The sequence below is a fragment of the Polaromonas sp. P1_E1_2 genome (genome assembly GCF_056406035.1).
In genome coordinates this window covers 1-23,093 of the sequence record NZ_JBFUAZ010000011.1, presented here as the reverse complement: position 1 = coordinate 23,093, position 23,093 = coordinate 1, and the positions used below count along the sequence as shown (strand labels likewise).

At 63.0% G+C, this 23,093-nt stretch carries 18 protein-coding genes; 16 read left to right on the top strand and 2 right to left on the bottom strand.

Features of this window, described 5'->3' with window-relative positions:
* Positions 1-357: 357 nt before the first annotated feature.
* Both AC1D1P_RS01555 and AC1D1P_RS01550 read left to right on the top strand, forming a co-directional pair.
* The gene (locus AC1D1P_RS01555) at positions 358-1,767 is read left to right on the top strand and encodes an MFS transporter (RefSeq protein WP_477671892.1); all 1,410 of its coding nucleotides are present in this window, start codon (positions 358-360) and stop codon (positions 1,765-1,767) included.
* Positions 1,764-2,069 carry a hypothetical protein gene (locus AC1D1P_RS01550; protein ID WP_477671891.1) on the top strand — a complete coding sequence of 102 codons (306 nt, stop codon included), beginning with the start codon at positions 1,764-1,766 and terminating at the stop codon, positions 2,067-2,069. The genes AC1D1P_RS01555 and AC1D1P_RS01550 overlap by 4 nt, the downstream gene beginning before the upstream one ends.
* Positions 2,070-2,110: 41 nt before the next feature.
* On the opposite strand, the gene AC1D1P_RS01545 is transcribed toward AC1D1P_RS01550, so the two are convergent.
* Positions 2,111-3,145 (bottom strand): AraC family transcriptional regulator, encoded by a 1,035-nt coding sequence (locus AC1D1P_RS01545; protein WP_477671890.1) that lies wholly within the window; start codon positions 3,143-3,145, stop codon positions 2,111-2,113.
* A gap of 181 nt (positions 3,146-3,326) precedes the next feature.
* Between AC1D1P_RS01545 and AC1D1P_RS01540 the strand changes: the two genes are divergently transcribed.
* From AC1D1P_RS01540 to AC1D1P_RS01480, 13 genes are all read left to right on the top strand, one after another.
* Positions 3,327-4,949 (top strand): carboxyl transferase domain-containing protein, encoded by a 1,623-nt coding sequence (locus AC1D1P_RS01540; protein WP_477648222.1) that lies wholly within the window; start codon positions 3,327-3,329, stop codon positions 4,947-4,949.
* Between the two features lie 44 nt (positions 4,950-4,993).
* Positions 4,994-6,184, top strand: coding sequence for a dienelactone hydrolase family protein (locus AC1D1P_RS01535; RefSeq protein ID WP_477671889.1), 1,191 nt, complete (start codon positions 4,994-4,996; stop codon positions 6,182-6,184).
* Entirely contained in the window at positions 6,181-6,960 is a 780-nt protein-coding gene (locus tag AC1D1P_RS01530; protein ID WP_477671888.1) for an enoyl-CoA hydratase/isomerase family protein, read from the top strand. Before AC1D1P_RS01535 ends, AC1D1P_RS01530 begins: the two co-directional genes overlap by 4 nt.
* A 214-nt stretch (positions 6,961-7,174) precedes the next feature.
* Positions 7,175-7,840, top strand: a complete 666-nt coding sequence (locus AC1D1P_RS01525) for a DUF4126 domain-containing protein (RefSeq protein WP_477671887.1) — start codon at positions 7,175-7,177, stop codon at positions 7,838-7,840.
* Positions 7,833-9,824 carry an acetyl/propionyl/methylcrotonyl-CoA carboxylase subunit alpha gene (locus tag AC1D1P_RS01520; RefSeq protein WP_477671886.1) on the top strand — a complete coding sequence of 664 codons (1,992 nt, stop codon included), beginning with the start codon at positions 7,833-7,835 and terminating at the stop codon, positions 9,822-9,824. Before AC1D1P_RS01525 ends, AC1D1P_RS01520 begins: the two co-directional genes overlap by 8 nt.
* Positions 9,825-9,860: 36 nt before the next feature.
* Positions 9,861-10,790, top strand: coding sequence for a 2-hydroxyacid dehydrogenase (locus AC1D1P_RS01515; protein WP_477671885.1), 930 nt, complete (start codon positions 9,861-9,863; stop codon positions 10,788-10,790).
* Positions 10,791-10,826: 36 nt separating this feature from the next.
* Positions 10,827-11,285 carry a DUF3592 domain-containing protein gene (locus AC1D1P_RS01510; RefSeq protein ID WP_477671884.1) on the top strand — a complete coding sequence of 153 codons (459 nt, stop codon included), beginning with the start codon at positions 10,827-10,829 and terminating at the stop codon, positions 11,283-11,285.
* A 26-nt stretch (positions 11,286-11,311) separates the two neighbouring features.
* Entirely contained in the window at positions 11,312-12,232 is a 921-nt protein-coding gene (locus AC1D1P_RS01505; RefSeq protein WP_477671883.1) for a hydroxymethylglutaryl-CoA lyase, read from the top strand.
* 1 nt (position 12,233) lies between these two features.
* On the top strand, positions 12,234-12,986 hold the full coding sequence (locus tag AC1D1P_RS01500; protein ID WP_477671882.1) for a YbaK/EbsC family protein: 753 nt from the start codon (positions 12,234-12,236) through the stop codon (positions 12,984-12,986).
* A gap of 47 nt (positions 12,987-13,033) precedes the next feature.
* Entirely contained in the window at positions 13,034-13,684 is a 651-nt protein-coding gene (locus AC1D1P_RS01495; protein WP_477671893.1) for a 2-hydroxychromene-2-carboxylate isomerase, read from the top strand.
* 192 nt (positions 13,685-13,876) lie between these two features.
* Positions 13,877-15,535, top strand: coding sequence for an MFS transporter (locus tag AC1D1P_RS01490; RefSeq protein ID WP_477670068.1), 1,659 nt, complete (start codon positions 13,877-13,879; stop codon positions 15,533-15,535).
* Positions 15,536-15,596: 61 nt separating this feature from the next.
* Entirely contained in the window at positions 15,597-15,815 is a 219-nt protein-coding gene (locus AC1D1P_RS01485; protein ID WP_477670067.1) for a hypothetical protein, read from the top strand.
* A gap of 192 nt (positions 15,816-16,007) precedes the next feature.
* Positions 16,008-16,472 carry a hypothetical protein gene (locus tag AC1D1P_RS01480; RefSeq protein WP_477648213.1) on the top strand — a complete coding sequence of 155 codons (465 nt, stop codon included), beginning with the start codon at positions 16,008-16,010 and terminating at the stop codon, positions 16,470-16,472.
* Positions 16,473-16,819: 347 nt separating this feature from the next.
* On the opposite strand, the gene AC1D1P_RS01475 is transcribed toward AC1D1P_RS01480, so the two are convergent.
* Positions 16,820-17,932 (bottom strand): ABC transporter substrate-binding protein, encoded by a 1,113-nt coding sequence (locus AC1D1P_RS01475; RefSeq protein ID WP_477670066.1) that lies wholly within the window; start codon positions 17,930-17,932, stop codon positions 16,820-16,822.
* Between the two features lie 200 nt (positions 17,933-18,132).
* On the opposite strand from AC1D1P_RS01475, the gene uvrA reads away from it, so the two are divergent.
* The coding region (gene uvrA, locus AC1D1P_RS01470; protein WP_477671881.1) for an excinuclease ABC subunit UvrA at positions 18,133-23,093 on the top strand (4,961 nt) is incomplete at its 3' end.

Here is a 23,093-nt window from a genome sequence, read left to right as displayed (position 1 = left end):
GGCGGGGTAGACCCCGTCAAGGCTTTGCAACGCCGCGCAAGGCCTTTTTGATCGCAACCCGGAGGGAATGGGGTGAAAACGGCGCCACTCCGCGTTGCGCTCCTAGCGCAGACGCCCGGTCTGGGCGTCGTCGCGCGCCTTGATTGGCGCCGTTTTCACCCCATTCGCATTTGCATAAATAGCGTTAACAGGCCCTAGTAAGACGTTGGGCGGAGCCCAAACGATGCGCGGCCACGCAAAAATATTTTTGCATCGATTTGCCAGGCGCCGCCGTCTTTGGCATAGAGGCGGGCATACATCTGGATGGCATCGGATGGGGTGGGCCGCCTCCCAACAAGGAGCGATGAAGTGACGCAAATGAATCAAGCAGGTTTTACCGCGCAGCAGCGCTGGGTTCTGGGCCTGGCGGCGGCCGGCTCTTTTATGGCGGCGCTGGACGCGCTGGTGGTAACCACGGCGCTGGACACCCTGAGGCATGAGCTGTCGGCCTCCGTCGAGGCGCTCGAGTGGACGGTCAATGCCTACGGCCTGAGCTTTGCCGTGCTTCTGATGACCGCTGCCGCGCTGGGCGACCGCTTTGGCCGCAAACGGGTTTACGCCTGCGGGCTGCTGGTGTTTGCCGCCTCGTCGGCGGCCTGTGCGCTGGCGCCGGGCATGGGCTGGCTGATTGCGGGGCGGGCGCTGCAGGGCCTGGGCGCGGCCATGGTGTTGCCGCTGGCCATGGCCTTGCTGGCGGCGACGTTTGCGCCGGCGCAGCGGGGCAAGGCGCTGGGGCTGTTCAGCGGCATCACCGGCCTGGCGGTGCTGGCCGGGCCGGTGGCGGGCGGTGCGGTCGTGCACGGCCTGGCGTGGCAATGGGTCTTCTGGATCAACGTGCCGTTTGCGCTGGGGGTGGCCGCGCTGGTGTGGCGCAAGGTGCCCGAAAGCAAGGGTACGCCGGGCCGGCTGGACTGGCGGGGCGCGGTGCTCATGGTGCTGTCCTTGCTGGGGCTGGTGTGGGGGCTGATGCGCGGCGCGCACGGCGGGTGGCTCAGCGTGCCTGTGCTGGGCGCGCTGGGCATGGGGGCCGTGTTGGGCGCGGCCTTTGTGGCCTTGCAGCGCCGTGAGGCGTGGGACGCCATGGTGCCGCCCAGGCTTTTTCGCTCGCCGGTGTTTGCGGCGGGCAACGCGGCGGGTTTTTTGATGACGGCGTCGTTGATGGGCACGCTGTTTTTCATGGCGCAGTTCTTCCAGGTGGTGCAGGGCCGCACGCCGCTGGGTGCGGGCCTGAGCATGCTGCCGTGGACGGCCACCCTGTTTTTCGTCGGGCCGGTGGCCGGGGCCATGGTGGCGCGCGTTGGCGTACGCAAGTTGGTGGTGGTTGGCCTGGCCCTGCAGGGCGTTGGCGTGGCGTGGGTGGCACTGCTGGCCGGCCCGCAAAGTGCCTACGCGCTGTGGGTGCTGCCCATGGTGGTGACGGGCATGGGTGTTTCCATGGCCATGCCGGCGGTGCAAAGCGCGGTGYTGGCAGAGGTGGAGCCGGGCGATATCGGCAAGGCCTCGGGCTTGTTCCAGACCTTGCGGCAGCTCGGCGGCGTGCTGGGCGTGGCCGTTGCAGCCACGGTGTTTGCGCATGCGGGCGGCTATGGCAGCGCGCAACAGTTCAGTGGCGGCTTTGCCCAGGCGCTAATGGCCTGCGCCCTTCTTTCACTTGCCGGTGCCGCGGTAGCCCTTCGGCTGCGCGGCAAGGCACCCTTTTTTATTCAACCCACAGGAGCAAAAGTATGAGAGCAGTCATCGTTCGTTACCGCGTCAAGCCCGAAATGGCCGCAGAAAATGAGCGCCTCGTTCGCGCCGTGTATGCCGAGCTGCAGGCCGTCAAGCCTGCCGGCCTGAGCTACCAGACACATCAACTGGCCGACGGGGTGAGCTTTGTACATGTGGCGATGTACGGCGACGGCGTAGCTGAAAGCCCGCTGCCCGGGCTGCCGGCCTTCAAGGCCTTCACGGCAGACATCAAGGCGCGCTGTGACGAATTGCCCGTCACGCAGGAACTGCAGCCCATCGGGTCTTTCAGCAGCCTTGGCTGAAGGAGGTGCGTCCGGTGTAACGCCGGGCGCATCAAGGCCCGTCAGCCCTGCAGGTTTTTGCGAAACTCTCCGGGGCTGACGCCGGACCACGCACGAAATGCCCGGGTAAAGCTTTTCTCATTGCCAAAGCCGGCAGCCGCAGCCACTTTTTTCACCGGCTGGCTGGTGCGGTGAAGCAGTTCCCCGGCCTGCTCAAAGCGCACGCCGTCTTTGAGTGCCTGCAGTGAGGCGCCTTCCTCTTTCAGTTGGCGGTGCAGTGTGCGAGCCGACATGTTCAGCGCCGCCGCCAAAGTCTCGGCATTGTGCGAAGCCACCGCCGGGTTCGCCAAGGCCTGCCGTACCTGCTCTACCAGCAACCTGTCGCGCCGGTACTGCAGTACCGTCAGCGGCAACGCGCGCTGCAGCATCTGCTGCAGGGCCTTTTCATCACGCCGCAGCGGCAAGGCCAGGTAGCGCGCGTCAAAGCGGATTTCCGCCTGCGCGGCGTCGAACTGCAGCGGCCCGGGGAACATCAACCCATAGGCCTCTACATGCGGCGGCGCAGCAAACGGAAAGCGCGCAGCCTGCAGCGGAATGCGCGAATCCACATACCAGCAGGCCAGGCCGTGGATGTTGCGCAGCACGTGCACCAAAGCAAACTCACCGACCTGGCCGGGGTCTTTTTCTTCGACCGTGATGGCGGCGGTATCGCCGGATGTGGCCACGCGCAGGGTGATGTCGTCGGCAATCAGCGCGTGGTGACGGCACCAGCGTTTGAGGGCCACGCCCAGGTTCGGTGAGCTGATGGAGGCGCGGGCCAGCATGCCGTAGCTGCCCCAGGGCAGTTTGCGGCTGAAGGCGCCCAGACCTTCGTCGTCCAGCTCCTGCATGGCGGCGCCAGAGAGTTGCTCCATCTGGCGGGCGGTGATGTGGGCGTTGACTTGTTTGAGCTGCGCTGGCGTGATCTGTGCCAGCTTCAGGGCTTCTGCGGGGCTTTGGTTGTAGCGTTTGTAGGCAGAAGCAATGCTTCTGGCAAAGGCCATGGGGGTGGCGGCTTTGGGCGGATTGGTGGGCCTTGTGGCGGCTTTCGTGAGCATGGCGGTAATTTTCTGCTAAGGTGGCAGGATTTGCAACCTCATTGGCTGTGCCTGTGGGGCGGGTTTTCGCTAAGCTGGCTCTTTAGCGCTAATCTGGCGCTAAGGTAGGGTCCACGCGCCCGAAGGTCTGGCGCAGGCCAGCCCCGTTTCAGCGCCTTTCACCCGTATTTCAGGAATTGCCATGCCCGCTCTGGAGACAAAACTCAACGCCCGCTCTGCCGACTTTCAGGCCAATGCCGCCGCCATGCAGGCGCAGGTAGATGACCTGAACGCGCAAGTCGCCAAGGCCGCCCTGGGCGGTGGTGAGGCCACGCGGGCGCGGCATGTGTCGCGCGGCAAGCTGCTGCCGCGTGATCGCGTGCAGATGCTGCTGGACCCGGGCACGCCTTTCCTTGAGCTGGGCCCCCTGGCCGCCAAAGACATGTACCCTGACCGCGACGGCACCGACAGCGCGCCGTGTGCCGGCGTCATCACCGGCATCGGCCGCGTCAATGGGGTGGACTGCATGATCGTGTGCAACGACGCCACGGTGAAAGGCGGCACCTACTACCCGATGACGGTGAAAAAGCATTTGCGTGCGCAGGAAGTGGCGATGCAGAACAACCTTACCTGCATCTACCTGGTTGACTCGGGCGGCGCCAACTTGCCCAATCAGGACGACGTGTTTCCTGATCGCGACCACTTTGGCCGCATCTTCTTTAACCAGGCCAACATGAGCGCGCAGGGCATTGCGCAGATTGCCGTGGTCATGGGCAGCTGCACGGCCGGCGGCGCGTACGTGCCCGCCATGAGCGACGAGACCATCATCGTCAAGAACCAGGGCACCATCTTTCTGGGCGGCCCGCCGCTGGTGAAGGCGGCCATTGGCGAAATCGTTTCAGCTGAAGACCTGGGCGGCGGCGATGTGCACACGCGGCTTTCAGGCGTGGCAGACCACCTGGCGCAAAACGACGCGCATGCGCTGGCACTGGCCCGCCAGGCCGTGGCCAGCCTTAACAAAACCAAGCGCTTCGACCAGGCCCTGCGCACGCCGGTGCCGCCGCTGCACAGCCCGCAGGAGCTGCATGGCGTGATTCCGGTGGACCCGAAAAAACCGTATGACGTGCGCGAGGTGATTGCCCGCATCGTCGACGGCAGCGAGTTTCATGAGTTCAAGGCGCGCTTTGGCCCCACGCTGGTCTGCGGCTTCGCGCACATTGAAGGCATGCCGGTGGGCATCATTGCCAACAACGGTATTTTGTTCAGCGAATCGGCCCAGAAGGGCGCGCACTTTATCGAGTTGTGCTGCCAGCGCAAGGTGCCGCTGGTGTTYCTGCAGAACATCACCGGCTTCATGATCGGCCGCAAATACGAGGCCGAAGGCATTGCCCGCCACGGCGCCAAGATGGTGACGGCCGTGGCCACGGCCCAGGTGCCCAAGTTCACGGTGATCATCGGCGGCAGCTACGGCGCCGGCAACTACGGCATGTGCGGCCGGGCGTATTCACCGCGCTTTTTGTGGATGTGGCCGAACGCGCGCATCTGCGTGATGGGCGGCGAGCAGGCCGCGGGCGTGCTGGCGACTGTGAAGCGCGACGCGATTGAAGCCAAGGGCGGCACCTGGAGCGCCGAAGAAGAGGCCACCTTCAAGCAGCCCGTGCTGGACCAGTTTGGCCAGCAGTCGCATCCGTATTACTCCACCGCGCGCGGCTGGGACGACGGCGTGATTGACCCGGCGGATACGCGGCGTGTGCTGGCGCTGGGGCTCTCGGCAACACTGAACCAACCGATCCCCGATACGAAGTTCGGCGTCTTCCGAATGTAATGTCGAGAGTGAAAATAAAAACCGACAAACGAATGGAGGCTGGCATGGACAACATTGACATCACCCCCCCGCATGCGCGACTGCACGGGCAAGTCGCTGCGTGGGCCTTTTTGTTGGCGGGGCTCTGCGGCAGCTTCGCGCCCCAGGTGCATGCACAGGAGCCCGAGCTCAATGCGGCGCTCAATGAATCCGTCGTGCTGGTGTCCAAAAAAGCCTTTGTGGGCAGCACGGAGCTGGAGACCACGATCTACAAGCCCGACGGCCCCGGGCCTTTTCCGGTGGTGGTCATCAACCATGGCAAGGCCTATGGTGACCCGCGCTTTCAGTCGCGCTACCGGCCGGTCATTGCGGCGCGGTATTTTTTGCAGCGCGGCTACGTGGTGCTGGTTCCCATGCGTCAGGGGTTTTCGAAATCCAGCGGAAGTTATATCAATGGCGGCTGCAATGTGGAAAGCAATGGACGCACACAGGCTGAAGACGTCAAGACCGTGCTGGACTATGCGCTTGAGCAGCCGTATGCAGACAAGAGCCGTATTTTGATCGTGGGTCAATCGCATGGGGGATGGACGACGCTGGCCTTTGGTGCGCTCAACTACCCCGGCGTGAAGGGGCTCGTGAATTTCGCGGGCGGCTTGCGGCAGGAGACCTGCGCCGGATGGGAAACGGGGCTCGCCAGGGGCGCTGCCGGTTATGCGGCAGACACACGCGTTCCTTCGCTCTGGTTTTACGGCGATAACGACAGCTACTTCACACCCACCACCTGGCAGGAGATGGCTGCGCGTTACAACGCCGGCGGCGGTAAGGCGCGGGTGGTGGCGTTTGGAACTTTTGGCAGTGATTCGCACAGCATGTTTGGCGCCACCAAAGGTCAAACCATCTGGCAGCCGGAAGTGACGCGTTTCCTTGATGAAATCGGCCTGCCCAGCCAGCCCTCACCGGTTTTTGCCCGGTTTGGCGGTAGCCCGAAAACTGAACGGCCGCCCAAAACAGATTTCGCCGCGATTACTGAAGAGCCAAAGTTGCCCTTCTTGTCGGCGTCGGGCAAGAATGGCTACAAGGTCTTTCTTTCCAAGGATGCTCCCCGTGCGTTTGCCATCGGGCCCACCGGCGGCTGGGGCTGGGCCGAGGGCGGCGACGACCCGGTCAAGCGGGCGCTTGACAGCTGCAACCGCAAATCGCCGGAAAAATGCAAACTTTACGCCGTCGACGATGACGTCGTCTGGACACAGCCATGAACCACCTCACGATCACGTTGAGCGGGCCGCTCGCCACCGTCACGCTGAACCGGCCTGACGTGCGCAATGCCTTCAACCAGGAGGTCATCGCCGAGATGACGCAGGCTTTTGTCGAGCTGGGCATGCACGACGAGGTGCGCTGCGTTGTGCTGGCGGCCAACGGCACGGCCTTTTGTGCCGGCGCCGACCTGAACTGGATGCGCAGCATGGCCGACTACACCCATGCGCAGAACCTGGAAGACGCGGGCCGCCTGGCGACCATGCTGCAGGCTGTTTATGAATGCCCCAAGCCGGTGATTGCCCGCATACAGGGCGACGTGTATGCCGGCGGCATGGGCCTGGTGGCAGCCTGCGACATGGCTGTGTCGGTGGACACGGCCGGGTATTGCCTTAGCGAGGTGAAGCTGGGCCTGATACCCGCCACCATCAGCCCGTATGTGATCCGCGCCATGGGCGCGCGGGCGGCGCATCGCTATTTTCTGACTGCCGAACGTTTTGATGCGGCCGAGGCCTTGCGCATTGGTTTTGTTCATGAAGTGGTGACGGCCGACGCGCTGGACGCCAAGGTGGCCGAGCTTGTGAAGGCGCTTGTCAACGCCGGCCCGGAGGCCGTGAAGCTGTGCAAGCAGCTGGTGCAGGACGTGGCCGGCCAGCCCATCACGCCGGAGCTGGTGCAGATGACGGTGGAGAGTATTGCCGATGTGCGTGTGAGCCCCGAGGGGCGTGAGGGCGTTCAATCCTTCCTGCAAAAACGCAAACCGAACTGGCAAATATGACACTCCCCCCCGTTTCTTGCTCACTTCGTGTAGCCGCCTCCCCCCTCGAGGGGGCAACACCAGCGGTCCGGCAAAGCCGGTCCCGCGGCGTTCGCTGGTTTTTGAGCAGTGCCTCGCATGAACAGCGGATGAGCGCCGCGCCGGGCCGCCCCAAGCAAGTTCGCGCCCCCTCGGGGGGCAGCGTATTACACGAAGTGAAAAGCGTGGGGGCTCCATGAGTCTGGACACCGCACAACTGATTGCCCTGGCCGGTGCGTTGGGCTGGGCCAGCGGTGTGCGCCTGTACCTTGTCGTGCTGCTCACCGGGCTGGCAGGGTTTATGGGCTGGGTAGAGCTTCCGCAGGGCCTGCACCTGCTGGCCAACCCGGTGGTGCTGGGGGTCAGCGGCTTCATGGTGTTCATTGAATTTTTTGCCGACAAGATTCCGGGGCTGGATTCGCTGTGGGATGTGGTGCACGGCGTGATTCGCATCCCTGCTGGTGCGGCGCTTGCAGCCGCCGTGTTTGGCGCCGACAACGGCCTGGGCGCGTTGGTGGCGGCCCTGCTGGGCGGCACGCTGGCCGCTACCAGCTTTGCCGCCAAGGCCACCACGCGCGCAGCCATCAACACCTCGCCCGAGCCCTTCAGCAATATTGGCGCCTCGCTGGTCGAAGACTCGCTGGTGCCGGCCGGCCTGTGGCTGGCGATTGCGCACCCGCTGGTGTTTGTGGTGGTGCTGGCCCTGGTGCTGGCGCTCAGCATCTGGCTGATCCGCGTTTGCTGGCGGTTCCTGCGTCAGCTGTTTATCCGCGTGGCCCGCATCTTCAGCGGCCGGCCCGACCCCGGCACCGCTTCGGCTTTCACCTTGAAGTCTCCTTTCTCAAAGAACGACCATGTTTAAAAAAATTCTTATCGCTAACAGGGGCGAGATCGCCTGCCGGGTAGCTGCTACCGCAAGGCGCATGGCCATTCAATCTGTTGCGGTGTATTCCGACGCTGACGCGGGCGCCAAGCATGTCGGCTTTTGCGACGAGGCCGTGCACATCGGCGGCAGCGCGCCCAAAGACAGTTACCTGCGTTGGGAGCGCATCATTGAAGCCGCCAGGGCCACCGGTGCCGAGGCGATTCACCCTGGCTATGGCTTCCTGAGCGAGAACGAGGAATTTGCGCAGGCCTGTGCCGACGCAGGGTTGGTCTTTATCGGCCCACCGGCCTCGGCCATCAAGGCCATGGGCCTGAAGGCCGAGTCCAAACAGCTGATGGAAAAAGCCGGCGTGCCGCTGGTGCCCGGCTACCACGGCAGCGACCAGGACCCGGCACTGCTCAAGCGGGAGGCTGACCGCATTGGTTATCCGGTGCTGATCAAGGCCAGCGCGGGCGGCGGTGGCAAAGGTATGCGCGCGGTCGACAAGACGGAAGACTTCGACGCGGCGCTGGCCTCATGCAAGCGCGAGGCCATCAACAGCTTTGGCGACGATGCGGTGCTGGTGGAAAAGTATGCCCAGCGCCCGCGCCACATCGAGATTCAAGTGTTTGGCGACACGCATGGCAATTACGTTTACCTGTTTGAGCGCGATTGCTCGGTGCAGCGCCGCCACCAGAAGGTGCTGGAAGAGGCGCCGGCCCCCGGTATGACCGAAGCCATGCGCAAGCAGATGGGAGAGGCCGCTGTGGCCGCTGCGCGTGCCGTGAATTATGTCGGCGCGGGAACCGTGGAATTTATCGTCGAGCAGCGCGCAGATGGCAGCATGAATTTCTTCTTTATGGAAATGAACACTCGCCTGCAGGTGGAGCACCCGGTGACCGAAGCGATTACCGGGCTGGACCTGGTGGAATGGCAACTGCGCGTGGCCTCGGGTGAAAAACTGCCATTGGCGCAAGACCAACTGCGCATCAACGGCCACGCCATCGAAGCGCGTATCTGCGCCGAAACACCCGACAACAACTTCCTGCCCGCCACCGGCACGCTGCACGTCTACAAGAAGCCGGCGCACACGGCATTTGAAAGAGGACAGGTCCGGGTGGATGACGGCGTGCGCGAAGGCGATGCGATCTCGCCTTACTACGACTCCATGGTGGCCAAGCTGATCGTGCATGGCGCCACGCGCGAAGAAGCGCTGGCCCGGCTGGACGATGCTCTGGCGCAGACCCGCATCGTGGGCCTGAGCACCAATGTGCAGTTCTTGCGCTATGTGGTGCGCAGCCCGTCGTTTGCCAAAGCCAACCTCGACACCGCGCTGATCCAGCGCGAAGAAGCCGTGCTTTTCAAGCAGGAGCCGGTGGGCCTGGCCATGGCGGGTGCGGCGGCGGTGGCCAAGGCCCTGCTGGATGAGCGGGCCATGGAAGGCGCAGACCCTTTCAGCCGCCGCGATGGCTGGCGCTCGCATGGGGTGATGGAACGCCGCTTTGAGTTTGAATTTCACGACGAACCGGCCAAGGCAACGCTTGCCTATCTGCACGACGGTGCGCTGCGCCTCACGATTGGCGAGGCATCGGGCCCGCTGGTGTTTGCCGAAACCGCCCAGGGCATTGACGTGCAGTTTGCCGGCCAGCGCATGACGGCTGCCGTGTATGCCCAGGGCGAGCTGGACCATGTGTTCACCGCCAAAGGCGCCACGCAAATCCTTTCGATTGACCTGCTGGCCCATGCGGGCGAAGCGCAGGCCGAAGGCGGCCGCCTCACGGCGCCCATGCCGGGCAAGGTGGTGTCGTTTGCCGTCAAGGCCRGTGACAAGGTGAGCAAGGGCCAGCCACTGGCGGTGATGGAAGCCATGAAGATGGAGCACACCATTGCCGCGCCGGCCGATGGCGTGGTGCAGGAGTTGCTGTATGCGCCGGGTGACCAGGTGAGCGAGGGCTCGGAATTGTTGAAAATAGCCGTTTGATTTTTACTTTGCTTTGATTCAAACGGGATTCTTTTCATGCGCATCAGTTTTTGCTGTTCCGATATCAAACCCCAGCCTTGGGTAGACGGCCTGAAAGCCGAGTTTCCCGATGCGCAGGTGGAGTTGTGGTCCACTGGCGCGGCGCTGGCCGACTACGCGGTGGTCTGGGCGCCGCCCCAGCAGTTCTTTGACGAGCAGCCAAAGCTCAAAGGCATCTTCAATATTGGCGCCGGCGTTGATGCGCTGATGAAGCTGCGGCTGCCCGCCGGCGTACCGGTGGTGCGGCTGGACGATGCCGGCATGTCCGTGCAGATGGCCGAGTTTGTGTGCCATGCGGTCATTCGCCATTTTCGCGAGCTCGATGGCTATGAGGCCGATATTGCCGAAGGCAAGTGGTCGTACCGCAAGCCGCGCCTGCGCACCGATTTCCCCATTGGCGTGATGGGCCTGGGCGTGCTGGGCGAGCGCGTCGGACGTGCATTGGCGCAGTTTGATTTTCCGGTCAATGGCTGGAGCCGGTCGCCCAAGACGATTGAGGGTGTGCGGTGTTTTTCAGGCGATGCGGGTGGGCAGGGCTTTCAGGATTTTCTCGCGGCCAGCCGCATCCTGGTGTGCCTGCTGCCGCTGACGTCTGAAACGCGGGGCATCATGAACCTGGACACCCTGTCGCAGTTGCGGCCGGGCGGCTATGTCATCAACGTGGCGCGCGGCAGCCACCTGGTCGATGGCGACCTGATCACGCTGCTCGACAACGGCCACCTGGCGGGCGCCACGCTGGATGTATTCCATGTTGAACCGCTGCCGGCAGACCACCCTTTCTGGAAACACCCGAAGGTCACGGTAACCCCGCACACCTCGGCCCGCACGCTGCGTGAGGAAAGTATTGCCCAGATTGCGGGCAAGGTGCGTGCCGTCGAACGCGGAGAGCGGGTTGCTGGTATTGTTGATCCACTGCGTGGCTATTGAAGCGGCTGTTGAAGCGCAGGCCCCGGAGTTTCATTGATGCCATCGTCCACATCTCGCCGACTGCTCAGTGTTTTGGGCTGGTTGTTGCTGGTGCCCAGCGGCTTGACGGCCTTGGGAGCGGCCTGGTTGCTGGCCTCGAGCCTGGGCCTGGGCAGCGACACCCGCACGGTCGCCGGGCGGGTGGTGGGACATGAAGCGTCCCGCCTGAAGCTCAGCATGGGCCAGAAAAGCATTGTCGAATTTTCCGCACACGATGGCCGTACCCTGCGTGTGGCTGATCCTCTGGTGCGCCAGGGCGGCGCCATTCACAAAGTCGGTGAAGCCGTGAAGGTGCGTTACCCGGCACAAGACCCGGTGCAGGCCCAGATTGTGGGGTCGGTGCTGGTGCAGGGCTTTATCGGTGGGGTTCTTTTGTTGTTCAGTGCGCTGGGTGTGCTGGCCGGCTGGCTGCTTTTGTGGTTGCGCCCGCGCGGCGCGGCACCTGCGGCCGCCTGACCTTGAAATCGAATACTGGAAAAACCATGTCCTTGCCCTCCAAAGTCAAAATTGTCGATGTCGGCCCGCGCGACGGCTTGCAGAACGAAAAAGCCCAGGTGCCTGCCGCGGTGAAGATCGGGCTGGTGCACCGCCTGCAGGATGCCGGCCTCACAGAGATCGAAGTCACAAGTTATGTGTCGCCCAAGTGGGTGCCGCAAATGGCCGACAACGCCGAGGTGATGGCCGGCATCAAGCGCAAGCCGGGTGTGCGCTATTCGGTGCTGACGCCCAACATGAAAGGCTTTGAAGCCGCGATTGCGCCGCCGCGCGAGCTGTGGCCCGACGAGATCGTGGTGTTCGGCGCGGCCAGCGAAGCCTTTAGCCAGAAGAACATCAACTGCTCGATCGCCGAAAGCATTGAGCGATTTCGCCCCGTGGTGGAAGCTGCGCGTGAAAAAGGCATTTATGTGCGGGGCGCGATGTCTTGCACCGTTGGCTGCCCCTATGAAGGTGAAATTGCGCCTGAACGTGTGAGCATGCTCGCCGGCCTGATGAAGGGCATAGGCGTGCAGCATGTGGGGGTGGCTGACACGATTGGTGTGGGCACGCCGCTCAAAGTGCAGCGCGCCATGGAGGCGACGCTCAAACATTTCGACATCGACGATGTCTCCGGGCATTTTCACGATACCTACGGCCAGGCGCTGGGCAATACGCTCATGGCATTGCAGATGGGCGTATGGCAATACGACACCTCMTCGGCCGGCCTGGGCGGYTGCCCKTTTGCCAAGGGYGCYACCGGCAATGTGGCSACYGAAGAYGTSGTSTACATGCTGCATGGCATGGGCATTGARACGGGCATWGACCTGGACAAGCTSATYGATGCWGGAAAATTCATCAGCGATTTTCTCGGGCGCAAGCCGAACTCCCGCGCGGCAACCGCGCTTCTTAACAAACGAATGAATTGACATGTGTGGTGCTGAACTGAAAGCGTTACCGGAGGGCGTGCAGCGGGTTGCCGCTGTACTGCTGGACAGCGGCCACCTGCATGCACCCGTCATGCTCGACGATGCCGCGCGCACCGCGCAGCAGGCAGCCGATGCACTGGGTGTGCAGGTGGGCCAGATTGCCAAGAGCATTATTTTTCGCCGAAAGTCTGACGATGCCGCCGTGCTGGTGGTGACGTCCGGCGACCAGCGGGTTGATGAAAAAAAGGTCGAGGCCATGGTGTGTATCGATGGCAAGCGCCTGGCACGGGCCGATGCGGAGTTTGTGAAGGCGCGCACGGGGTTCTCCATAGGCGGTGTGTCGCCGCTGGCGCATGCCACGCCCTCCGTGACGCTGATTGACCGCTCGCTGTTCCGCTTTGAAACCGTGTGGGCGGCCGCGGGCCATCCGCATGCGGTGTTCCAGCTGTCGCCGCAGGAGCTTGAGCTGCTGACGGGCGCGCCGGTGGCAGACTTTGCGGTGAATGTGGACGAAGACAAACTGGCGCGCAAGCACGCGATCGAACTGGTCTCTCTGCGCGCGGCCACACTCGATAATGAGCCGGACGTTCCGTCGCCCTGCATTTCCGTGTGCCGCATGAACGCGGCGTCGGGCCTGTGCGAAGGCTGCTTTCGCACGCGCGATGAAATCGCGCAGTGGAGTGGGGCTGACGACACCGCTAAACGCCATATCTGGACATCCATAGGGCAGCGCATGGCTGCGATGCAGCCATGACCGGCGAGAACACAACGATGAAGCCGGTAGCCGGTAATGCACCCGCGATCAAGCACATCACATGCTACTTCGACGTCATTTCGCCCTATGCCTTTTTGGCTTTTGAGCGCCTTCCAGAAGCGCTGAAGGGTGTGAGCTATAGCGTGGCGTACACGCCGGTGCTGTTCGCGGGCATGCTCAAGCACTATGGCCAGCTGGGCCCTGCGGAGATCGCTCCCAAACGCGACTGGACCTACCGGCAGGTGCTGTGGCTGGCGCACAGCCTGGGTATCGCAATGAAGATGCCGGCCAGCCACCCCTTCAACCCATTGCCCTTGCTGCGCCTGGCCGTGGCCTGCGGCCCTGAGGGGCAGGGCGGCACACCCAACCGCTATGCGTGCGAAACCATCTTTCGCCATGTCTGGGGCGAAGGCGGTGAGGCCGGCGATGCGGCCCGTTACGAAGCGCTGCTCAAGCAGCTCGCGCCTGCGCGCGATGTGCAGGACGAGGGCGTGAAGGCGCAGCTCAAAAGCAATACCGAAGCGGCGATTGCGAAAGGTGTTTTTGGTGTGCCGGCGTTTGAGGTGGACGGCAAAATTTTCTGGGGCCTGGATGCGTTGCCGATGCTGCGCGAGTACCTGCTCGGCAGCCCGTGGTTTGATGGTGATGGCTGGAATGCCGCGTGTAAGGTTGCGACGGGCATTCGACGCGGGGCCTAAGAAGGTTTTAAGCGTTTTCCCTGAGGTGCTTCGCATGCTGAAAAGTTCTTCAAGGGTTTCCCCTTGACTTGTCAGCCACGCATAAGTTTCGTGAAAGCTCCTGTTAGTTTCACGTCAGAGCTAGGTCAGGCACAACCAAAATAATGAAGGTAGCTTCCATACCGGAAGTCTCATTATTTTGGAGACAACATCATGGCAACAGCCGTCGACAACAGGCCGATGACAGCCGAGCAGAAGAAGGTGATTTTCGCCTCCTCGCTCGGCACCGTATTTGAGTGGTACGACTTCTACCTCTACGGTTCATTGGCAGCCATCATTGCCAAGCAGTTCTTCAGCGGACTGGATGCAGGCTCTGCCTTCATCTTTGCGCTGCTCGCTTTTGCAGCCGGCTTCATCGTGCGCCCCTTCGGCGCGCTGGTGTTCGGCCGCCTGGGCGACATGATCGGCCGCAAGTACACCTTCCTGGTCACCATCGTGATCATGGGCTTGTCGACCTTCATCGTCGGCCTCTTGCCCAACTATGCATCCATCGGTGTCGCCGCCCCGGTGATCCTGATTGCCCTGCGCATGCTGCAAGGCCTGGCGCTCGGCGGTGAATACGGCGGTGCAGCTGTCTATGTGGCCGAGCACTCGCCACAGGGCAAGCGCGGCGCCTACACCTCCTGGATCCAGACCACAGCCACGCTGGGCCTGTTCCTGAGCCTGCTGGTCATCCTGGGTGTGCGTACCGCCATGGGCGAAGTCGCATTCGCTGATTGGGGCTGGCGCATTCCGTTCATCGTGTCCATCCTGCTGCTGGCCGTGTCGGTCTACATCCGGTTGTCGATGAACGAATCCCCCGCGTTCCAGAAAATGAAGGCTGAGGGCAAAACCTCCAAGGCACCGTTGTCCGAATCTTTCGGCCAGTGGAAAAACCTGAAGATCGTGATCCTGGCGCTGATCGGCCTGACCGCCGGCCAGGCCGTGGTCTGGTACTCCGGCCAGTTCTACGCGTTGTTCTTCCTGACGCAGGCGCTCAAGGTCGACGGCCCCACGGCCAACATCCTGGTGGCTTATTCGTTGATCCTGGGTACGCCTTTCTTCGTGATCTTCGGAACGCTGTCCGACAAGATCGGCCGCAAGCCCATCATCATGGCCGGCTGCCTGCTGGCTGTGGTCACCTACTTCCCGGTGTTCACCGCGCTGACCAAAGCCGCCAATCCTGACCTGGCCGCGGCACAAGCCAAGAACAAGGTGGTTGTGACCGCCGACCCGAAAGAGTGCTCGTTCCAGTTCAACCCGACCGGCACCGTCAAATTCACCAGCTCCTGCGACATCGCCAAGCAGGTGCTGGCAGGCGCTTCGGTGAGCTATGACAACGTTGTCGCACCCGCCGGCACCGTGGCCACCATCAAGATCGGCGAAACCGCCATCTCCAGCTACACCGCCAAGGGCCTCAGCGCCGACGACGCCAAGAAGAAGGATGCCGAGTTCAAGAAAGCGGTCGCGGACGACCTGAAGGCTGCCGGCTACCCGAGCAAGGCTGATCCAGCCAAGGTCGACAAGGTCATGGTCACGGCCATCCTGTTCTATCTGGTGGTTCTGGTCACCATGGTGTACGGCCCGATCGCAGCCATGCTGGTGGAGTTGTTCCCGACCCGCATCCGTTATACCTCCATGAGCCTGCCGTACCACATCGGTAACGGCTGGTTCGGCGGCCTGCTGCCCACCACGGCTTTTGCCATCGTGGCGCAGACCGGCAATATGTACAACGGCCTCTGGTACCCGATCATCATCGCCGGCATGACGCTGGTGGTGGGCACCTTGTTCATCAAGGAAACCAAGGACGTGGATATTTACGCCAACGACTGACGGGTATTTGCGCCGGTGCGGGCCAGGAGCCCGCACCGGCCTTTTCAGGCTGAAAAGCCTTATGTTTTTTACGGGCCCTCGTCATCCATTTGCCGGGGGCTTTTTTTTGGGAGAAAGAAAGATGTGGAAAATTGTTGTGGGTTTTATCGTGATTGCCGGGCTGGCATTATTTCTGTTGAACAAGGGCGGCGATATTGATCTGGGCGGTGAAAAACATGGTGCTTCGCGGCTGGCTGCACCTGTTGTTATCACTGCTCTGGAAGCGCGTACGAATGGTTGAGTGAAGGGGTCAGGCTGACAGCGAGTGGCGCTTTTGCGTGCAGGACGTCGCCGCGATCATGCCCAGAAAAGGTGCGTTGCCGGTGAAAATGAGTTAAATTGAATTAACAGAGACAAAAACAACGATCACAGCGTCTCTGAAAATCAAGCACCTCATGGTGGCACCCTCGCGCATTTATTTGGAGATCAGCCGATGATTTACACCAAGACGGAAGCCGGCCAGACCGCCGTGCAGAACCGAACCGTCGCATTGACCCCCCGGCAGCGCTCTGCCTTCATCATGTTTGACGGCAAACGCAGCCTGGAGGATGTGGTCAAGGCCACCTCGGGATTCGGCGTCACCGCAGAAGACATCAACCACCTGATTTCGCTGGGCCTGCTGGCGCCGCTGGCGGTGCAGCCGCCTGATGAGCCGGTTCCGGAGGTGTCGGCCCAAAACGCAGATGGCAGTCCTACCCTGAATGCGCAGGAGCATTATTCAAGGGCTTACCCCATCGCCACGCGGCTGACGGCTGCCCTGGGCCTTCGGGGTTTCCGCCTAAACCTGGCGGTGGAAGCCGCAGGCGACATCGACAAGCTCAAGGAGCTGGCACCCAAGATCAAGGAAGCTGTAGGCCCCGAGAAGTTCAAGGAACTCGAAAGCGCGCTTTACGGCTGAGCAAACCCGTACGGCTTGGCGCCGCAGGTGTGCGAATTCGCAAGCAGGGGCCGCGATCCGGCTACGCCGGGCGCAAGGCGCCTGTCCCCCCTGGGGGGAGGTGACGCTACACGAAGTGAGCGTCGGCAGGGGGGATTCTCTTTTCAAGCAGGGGCCGCGATCCGGCTACGCCGGGCGCAAGGCGCCTGTCCCCTTGGGGGGAGGTGACGCTACACGAAGTGAGCGTCGGCAGGGGGGATTCTCTTCCCAAGCAGGGGCCGCGATCCGGCTACGCCGGGCGCAAGGCGCCTGTCCCCCTTGGGGGGAGGTGACGCTACACGAAGTGAGCGTCGGCAGGGGGGTGCTATTTATCTCTTGAATTTTCCGTCGGTGCCGATGATGGACAGATCGGCAAAATCCAGCCCGGTATGGTCTTCGGGGCTGTAGCTCACTTCCAGCCCGCCGATATCAATCTTGCGCATGCCCTCCAGGGCCGCCTGGAGTTTCTCGCGCGTGGGTTTGGCGCCTGCCCGGCGCAAGCCCTCTACCAACACCTTTGCAGCGGCAAAACCTTCCAGCATCGCGGGGCTCACGTCGGCTTGCCCCTTGGCCTTGGCCAGCTCCTGTGCTTCCTTCACCATGGGGAAGGCGATGGACCGCTCATACGGAAACACCTGCGTGACGATCACGCCACGGGCGTTGTCGCCCAGGCTTTTCACAAAGCCGCCCGAGGCATTATTCGAAAGCGTCACGATCTGCGCCGTGGAGCCGCCCGCGCGGAAGGCCTTGATGCCGTCGACCACGGCCTGCCCTGAGGCCACCATGATGACGGCCTGCGCGTTGGACTGGTAAACCTTGGGTGCGATCGGCGCGAAGTCGGGTTTGGAGCGGTCGAATTTTTCCAGTACAGCGGGCTGCAGCTTGGCAGTCGTCAGCCCTTTTTGCGCGCCCATCACGCCGTCAGCGCCGAAGCTGTCGTCGGCATACACGATGCCGATACGGGTGATGCCCATGGAATGCAGGTGAGTGACCGCTTTCTCGGCTTCACGCTGGTAGGTGGCGCGTACGTTGAACACATGTTTTTTGACGGGCTGGTGCAGCACCATGGCACCGGTAGAAGGGCCGACCAGCGGCACGCTGTTTTTGTCGAGCAGCGGAATGATGGCTTCGGTATGGGGTGTACCGCGGGTCAGGAACATGGCCAGCACGTTTTGTTCTTCAATCAGCTTGCGTGCGTTTTCGACCGCCAGCTTGGGATCGAATTTGTCGTCGAGCGACACCAGCTCAATCTTTTGCCCGCCCACACCGCCCTTGGCATTGACGGCGTCGATGTAGAGCTTGGCGCCTTCCGTGGTTTCCTTGACGCCGGCGCCCACGGGGCCAGTAAACCCTGCGGTCTGCCCGACAAGGAGTTGCGCATGGCTGGCCTGGGCCACGGCCACCATCGCGATGGCGGCGCACCATCTGCTGAGTTTTTTCATGTTGTTCACAGTGTTTCCATCCGGGGTGAAATGATGTATCCATAAGTGAAGCATGAAAGCGCAAAAAATGCGATCAGGAAAACCAGAAGCCGCCCTAATTGGCGTAGCTAAAAGTGTGCAAAAAGGACATTAATCCCTACATCCTGCACAGCCGGTTGCCCTGTCTAGAATGTTTGACCTCTTCAGGAAAGACTGCACTCATGTCCCAGGGAATCATCCGCATTCGCGGCGCGCGCCAGCACAACCTCAAAAACCTCGATCTGGATATTCGCACCGGTGAAATGACGGTAGTTACAGGACCCAGCGGTTCGGGAAAATCCTCCCTGGTGTTCGATACCTTGTTTGCCGAAGGGCAGCGCCGCTATGTGGAGACCTTCTCTGCTTACGCGCGGCAGTTCCTTGACCGCATGGACAAGCCGGCCGTCGACAAGGTGGAAGGCGTGCCGCCCGCCATCGCCATCGACCAGACCAATCCGGTGCGCAGCTCGCGCTCCACCGTGGGCACCATGACGGAGCTCAACGACCACCTGAAGCTGCTTTACGCGCGTGCTGCGCAACTCTTCGACAAGCAGACCGCCCAGAACGTGCGCCACGACACGCCCGAGTCGATTTATGCCGAGCTGATGGCGCGCACCGAAGAAGGTGACCCGCGCGTGGTGTTGACCTTCCCGGTCGAGTTGCCCGGCAACACCAGCACCGAGCAGGTCGAGCAGTGGCTCTCTGTCAGTGGCTTCACGCGCGTGCATGCCCAGCGCGATGTGGCCACGCCGGCCGGCCCGCACAAGCTGCTCGACGTGGTGGCCGACCGTTTTCGCACCCACGCGGTGGAAAAAGCCCGTGTGATGGAAGCTATCGAGACGGCATTGAAGCGTGGCGGGCGCCTGAACATCTATGTACAACACGCAGAGGATGGTCAACCGGATGTGATGTGGCGCTTCTCCACGGGCCTGCATTGCCCCGACAGCGACCTGCGCTACACCAACCCCACGCCCTCGCTGTTCTCTTTCAACTCGGCCATGGGCGCGTGCGAAACCTGCCGCGGCTTTGGCCGCGTCATCGGCGTCGACTACGGCCTGGTGATTCCCAACGACAAGCTCACCCTGCGCGCCGGCGCCATCAAGACCATCCAGACCCCGGCCTGGAAGGAAGCGCAGGACGACCTGCTGCGCCACGCCGAAGCGGCGGGCGTTCCGCGCGACACGCCCTGGTACAAGCTCACGCCCGAGCAGCAGGGCTGGGTCATCAACGGCACACCGGGCTACAAAGACGGTAACTGGAACAAGCAGTGGTACGGCATCAAGCGCTTCTTCGAATACCTTGAAAGCAAGGCCTACAAGATGCACATCCGCGTGCTGCTGTCGAAATACCGCAGCTACACGCAATGCGAAACCTGCGGCGGCGCGCGTCTGAAGCTCGAGTCTTTGCTCTGGCGCCTCGGTTCCAAAGAAGCCGCAGATGCGGTGCTGCCGCCCAGCCAGCGCTTCATGCCGGTGGGGGTGCAGTGGAGCCGCGAGCAGCTCGAAGCCCTGCCGGGCCTGGCGCTGCACGACCTGATGCGCCTGCCGATTGACAGGCTGCGGCAGTTCTTCAGCGGCCTTTCACTCGACGTGATGGGCGACGATGCCGAATTGCAGGCGCTCAAGTCGCTGTTCGAAGAAATCCAGACTCGCGTGAAGTACCTGTGTGATGTCGGCATCGGCTACCTCACGCTCGACCGGCAGAGCCGCACGCTCTCGGGTGGGGAAGTGCAGCGTATCAACCTCACGACCGCGCTGGGCACCTCGCTGGTGAACACGCTGTTTGTGCTCGATGAGCCTTCCATTGGCCTGCACCCGCGCGACATGAACCGCATCACCCAGGCCATGCACCGCCTGCGTGACGCCGGCAACACGCTGGTGGTGGTCGAGCATGACCCGGCCGTCATGCTGGCGGCCGACCGCCTGATCGACATGGGCCCGGGCCCGGGCGAGAAGGGCGGCCAGATCGTGTTTGACGGCACGCCCGACGACATCAAACACGCCGACACGCTGACCGGCGCCTACCTCGGCTCGCGCAAGCAGGTGGGCATGGGCTTCAAGCGCGCGGTGACCGACAACACCCCGCGCCTCATCCTCGAAGGCGCGCGCGACCACAACCTGAAGAACCTGACCGTCGACTTTCCGCTGCAGCGCCTGGTGTGCGTTACCGGCGTCAGCGGCTCGGGCAAGTCCACGCTGATGCAGGACATCCTCGCGCCCGCGCTGCTGCGCCAGTTCGGCAAGGCGACCGAAACGCCAGGCCTGCACGACCGCCTCATGGGCGCCGACCACCTGACCGATGTGGTGTTTGTTGACCAGTCGCCCATCGGCAAGACGGCGCGGTCCAATCCCGCCAGCTATGTGGGGGCGTGGGACGCCGTGCGTGACCTGTTCGCGCTGGCACCGCTGGCCAAACAACGCAGCTACACCGCCACCAAGTTCAGCTTCAACAACGGCGACGGGCGTTGCCCGACCTGCGGCGGCTCGGGCTTCGAGCATGTCGAGATGCAGTTCCTCAGCGACGTCTACCTGCGCTGCCCCGACTGCGACGGCAAGCGTTACCGCGCCGAGATCCTCGAAGTGACGATTGAACGCAAGGCGATAGGCGACGTGAAGCCGCGCCTGCTCAATGTGTCCGACGTACTGGACCTCACGGTGAGCGAGGCGATTGCGCTCTTTGCGCAAGACCGCGAAGTGGTGCGTTCCCTGCAGCCCATCGTCGATGTGGGCCTGGAATATGTGAAGCTGGGCCAGCCCGTGCCCACGCTCTCGGGGGGGGAGGCGCAGCGCCTCAAGCTCGCGGGCTTTCTGGCCAATGCCAGCAAGACGGCGAGCGCCAGCAAGCAGGCGCTGGCACTCAGGCAACCAGGCCGTGGCACGCTCTTTTTGTTTGACGAGCCGACCACCGGCCTGCACTTTGACGACATCGCCAAGCTGATGCGCGCGCTGCGCAAGCTCCTCGAAGCCGGTCACTCGCTGATCGTCATCGAACACAACCTGGACGTGATCCGCTCGGCCGACTGGCTGATCGACCTCGGCCCCGAAGGCGGAGAGGGCGGTGGCCTGTTGGTGGCGCAGGGCACGCCCGAAGAAGTGCGCCAGCACCCGACCTCACACACGGCGCTCGCCCTGCGCGAATACGAGCAGGCGATGGGCAAGGTGCACGGCGTTGAAGAGTCGCGTCCCAAGGTCTGGGCTACACGCCCGGCCTTCTCCAACCTGATCCAGATCGTCAACGCCAAAGAGAACAACCTCAAGAGCCTGTCGGTCGACATTCCGCGCGGCAAGTTCAATGTGGTGACGGGCGTGTCGGGCTCGGGCAAGTCCACGCTGGCCTTTGACATCCTGTTCAACGAAGGGCAGCGGCGCTACCTCGAATCACTGAACGCCTATGCGCGCAGCATCGTGCAGCCGGCGGGCCGGCCCGAGGTGGACGCGGTCTACGGCATTCCGCCCACCGTGGCGATCGAGCAGCGCCTCTCGCGCGGCGGCCGCAAGTCCACCGTGGGCACGACCACCGAGGTCTGGCATTTCCTGCGCCTCCTGTATGTGAAGCTGGGCATCCAGCACTGCACCAAGGACGGCGCGGCCGTGATGCCGCAAAGCCCTGAAAGCATCGCCGCGCAGTTGATCAAAACCTACCGCGGCCAGCACATCGGCCTGCTGGCCCCGCTGGTGATTGCGCGCAAGGGCGTCTACACCGAGCTGGCCGACTGGGCGCGCCCGCGCGGCTACACGCATTTGCGCATCGACGGCGAGTTTTTGCCGACCACGGGCTTTCCGCGCATTGACCGATTCAAGGAACACACGGTCGAGCTGCCGATTGCCGACATCCATGTGTCGCCCGACAACGAGGCCGCCTTGCGTGCCGCGCTCGCGACCGCGCTGGAGCACGGCAAGGGCGTGGTCCATGTGCTGGCGCCGCTGGATGGTTTGCGCGGCGCGATGATGGCCGGCGCCAGCGCCAAAAACATCGGCAAGCTGATCGCCTTTTCGACCAAGCGTGCCTGCCCGATTTGTGCCACCTCGTATGCCGAGCTGGACCCGCGTCTCTTCAGCTACAACAGCAAGCACGGCTGGTGCCCCGACTGCGTCGGCACGGGCGTCAAGCTCACCAAGGAACAGCGCAAGGTGTTTGACGACTCGGTGATGGACGACGACAACAAGGGCCGCGAGCAAAGTTTTGCCGAACCCGAAGTGGAAGACGTGGCCGGCACCGCCTGCCCGACCTGCGAAGGCACGCGCCTCAATGCCAAGGCCCGCGCGGTGAAGTTCGCGGGTGTCGGCATTGCCGACATCGCAGCGCTGTCGGTGACGGACGTGCGGGGGTGGGTCGAAAAACTCGCGCTGCTGGGCCGTGAAGCCGGCATCGCGCGCGACCTGATTCCCGAGATCAAAAGTCGCCTCGAATTCCTCGAAGACGTGGGCCTGGGCTACCTCACGCTGGACCGTGGTGCACCCACGCTCTCGGGCGGCGAGGCGCAGCGTATCCGCCTTGCGGCGCAGCTGGGATCCAACCTGCAGGGCGTTTGTTATGTGCTGGACGAGCCGACGATCGGCCTGCACCCGCGTGACAACCAGATTTTGCTGAGCGCGCTGGGCAAACTCAGCGACCGCGGCAACACCCTGGTGGTGGTCGAGCATGACGAAGACACGATCCGCCGCGCCGACAACATCATCGACATCGGCCCCGGTGCGGGCAAGCGCGGCGGCACGCTGGTTGCACAAGGCACGGCGGCGCAACTGTCGGCTGTGCCGGAATCTCTGACGGGACGCTACCTTGCGAACCCGCTTATTCACCCGCTACAGATCCGGCGCGAAACACGCAAGGGCGTGGCAMCCCTGACCGCGGTGAAAGAAGCGCCCGTTGACGTTAACGCCAAGCCGGTGAGCAAGCAGAAGGCGGCCACGCTGAAAGCCGCTGCGCTCAAGGCCGCCGCTGCCAATGCCAGCGCACTGCACAATGCGGCGCCGGCCGCCGCCGGGCCCTTCACCTCCTGGCTCACCGTGGTCAATGCCGACCTGCACAACCTCAAGGATGTGTCGGTCACCGTGCCGCTGTACCGGCTGGTGGCGGTGACGGGTGTATCGGGCTCCGGCAAATCAACGTTGGCGCGCGATGTGCTGCTGACCAATGTGCGTGC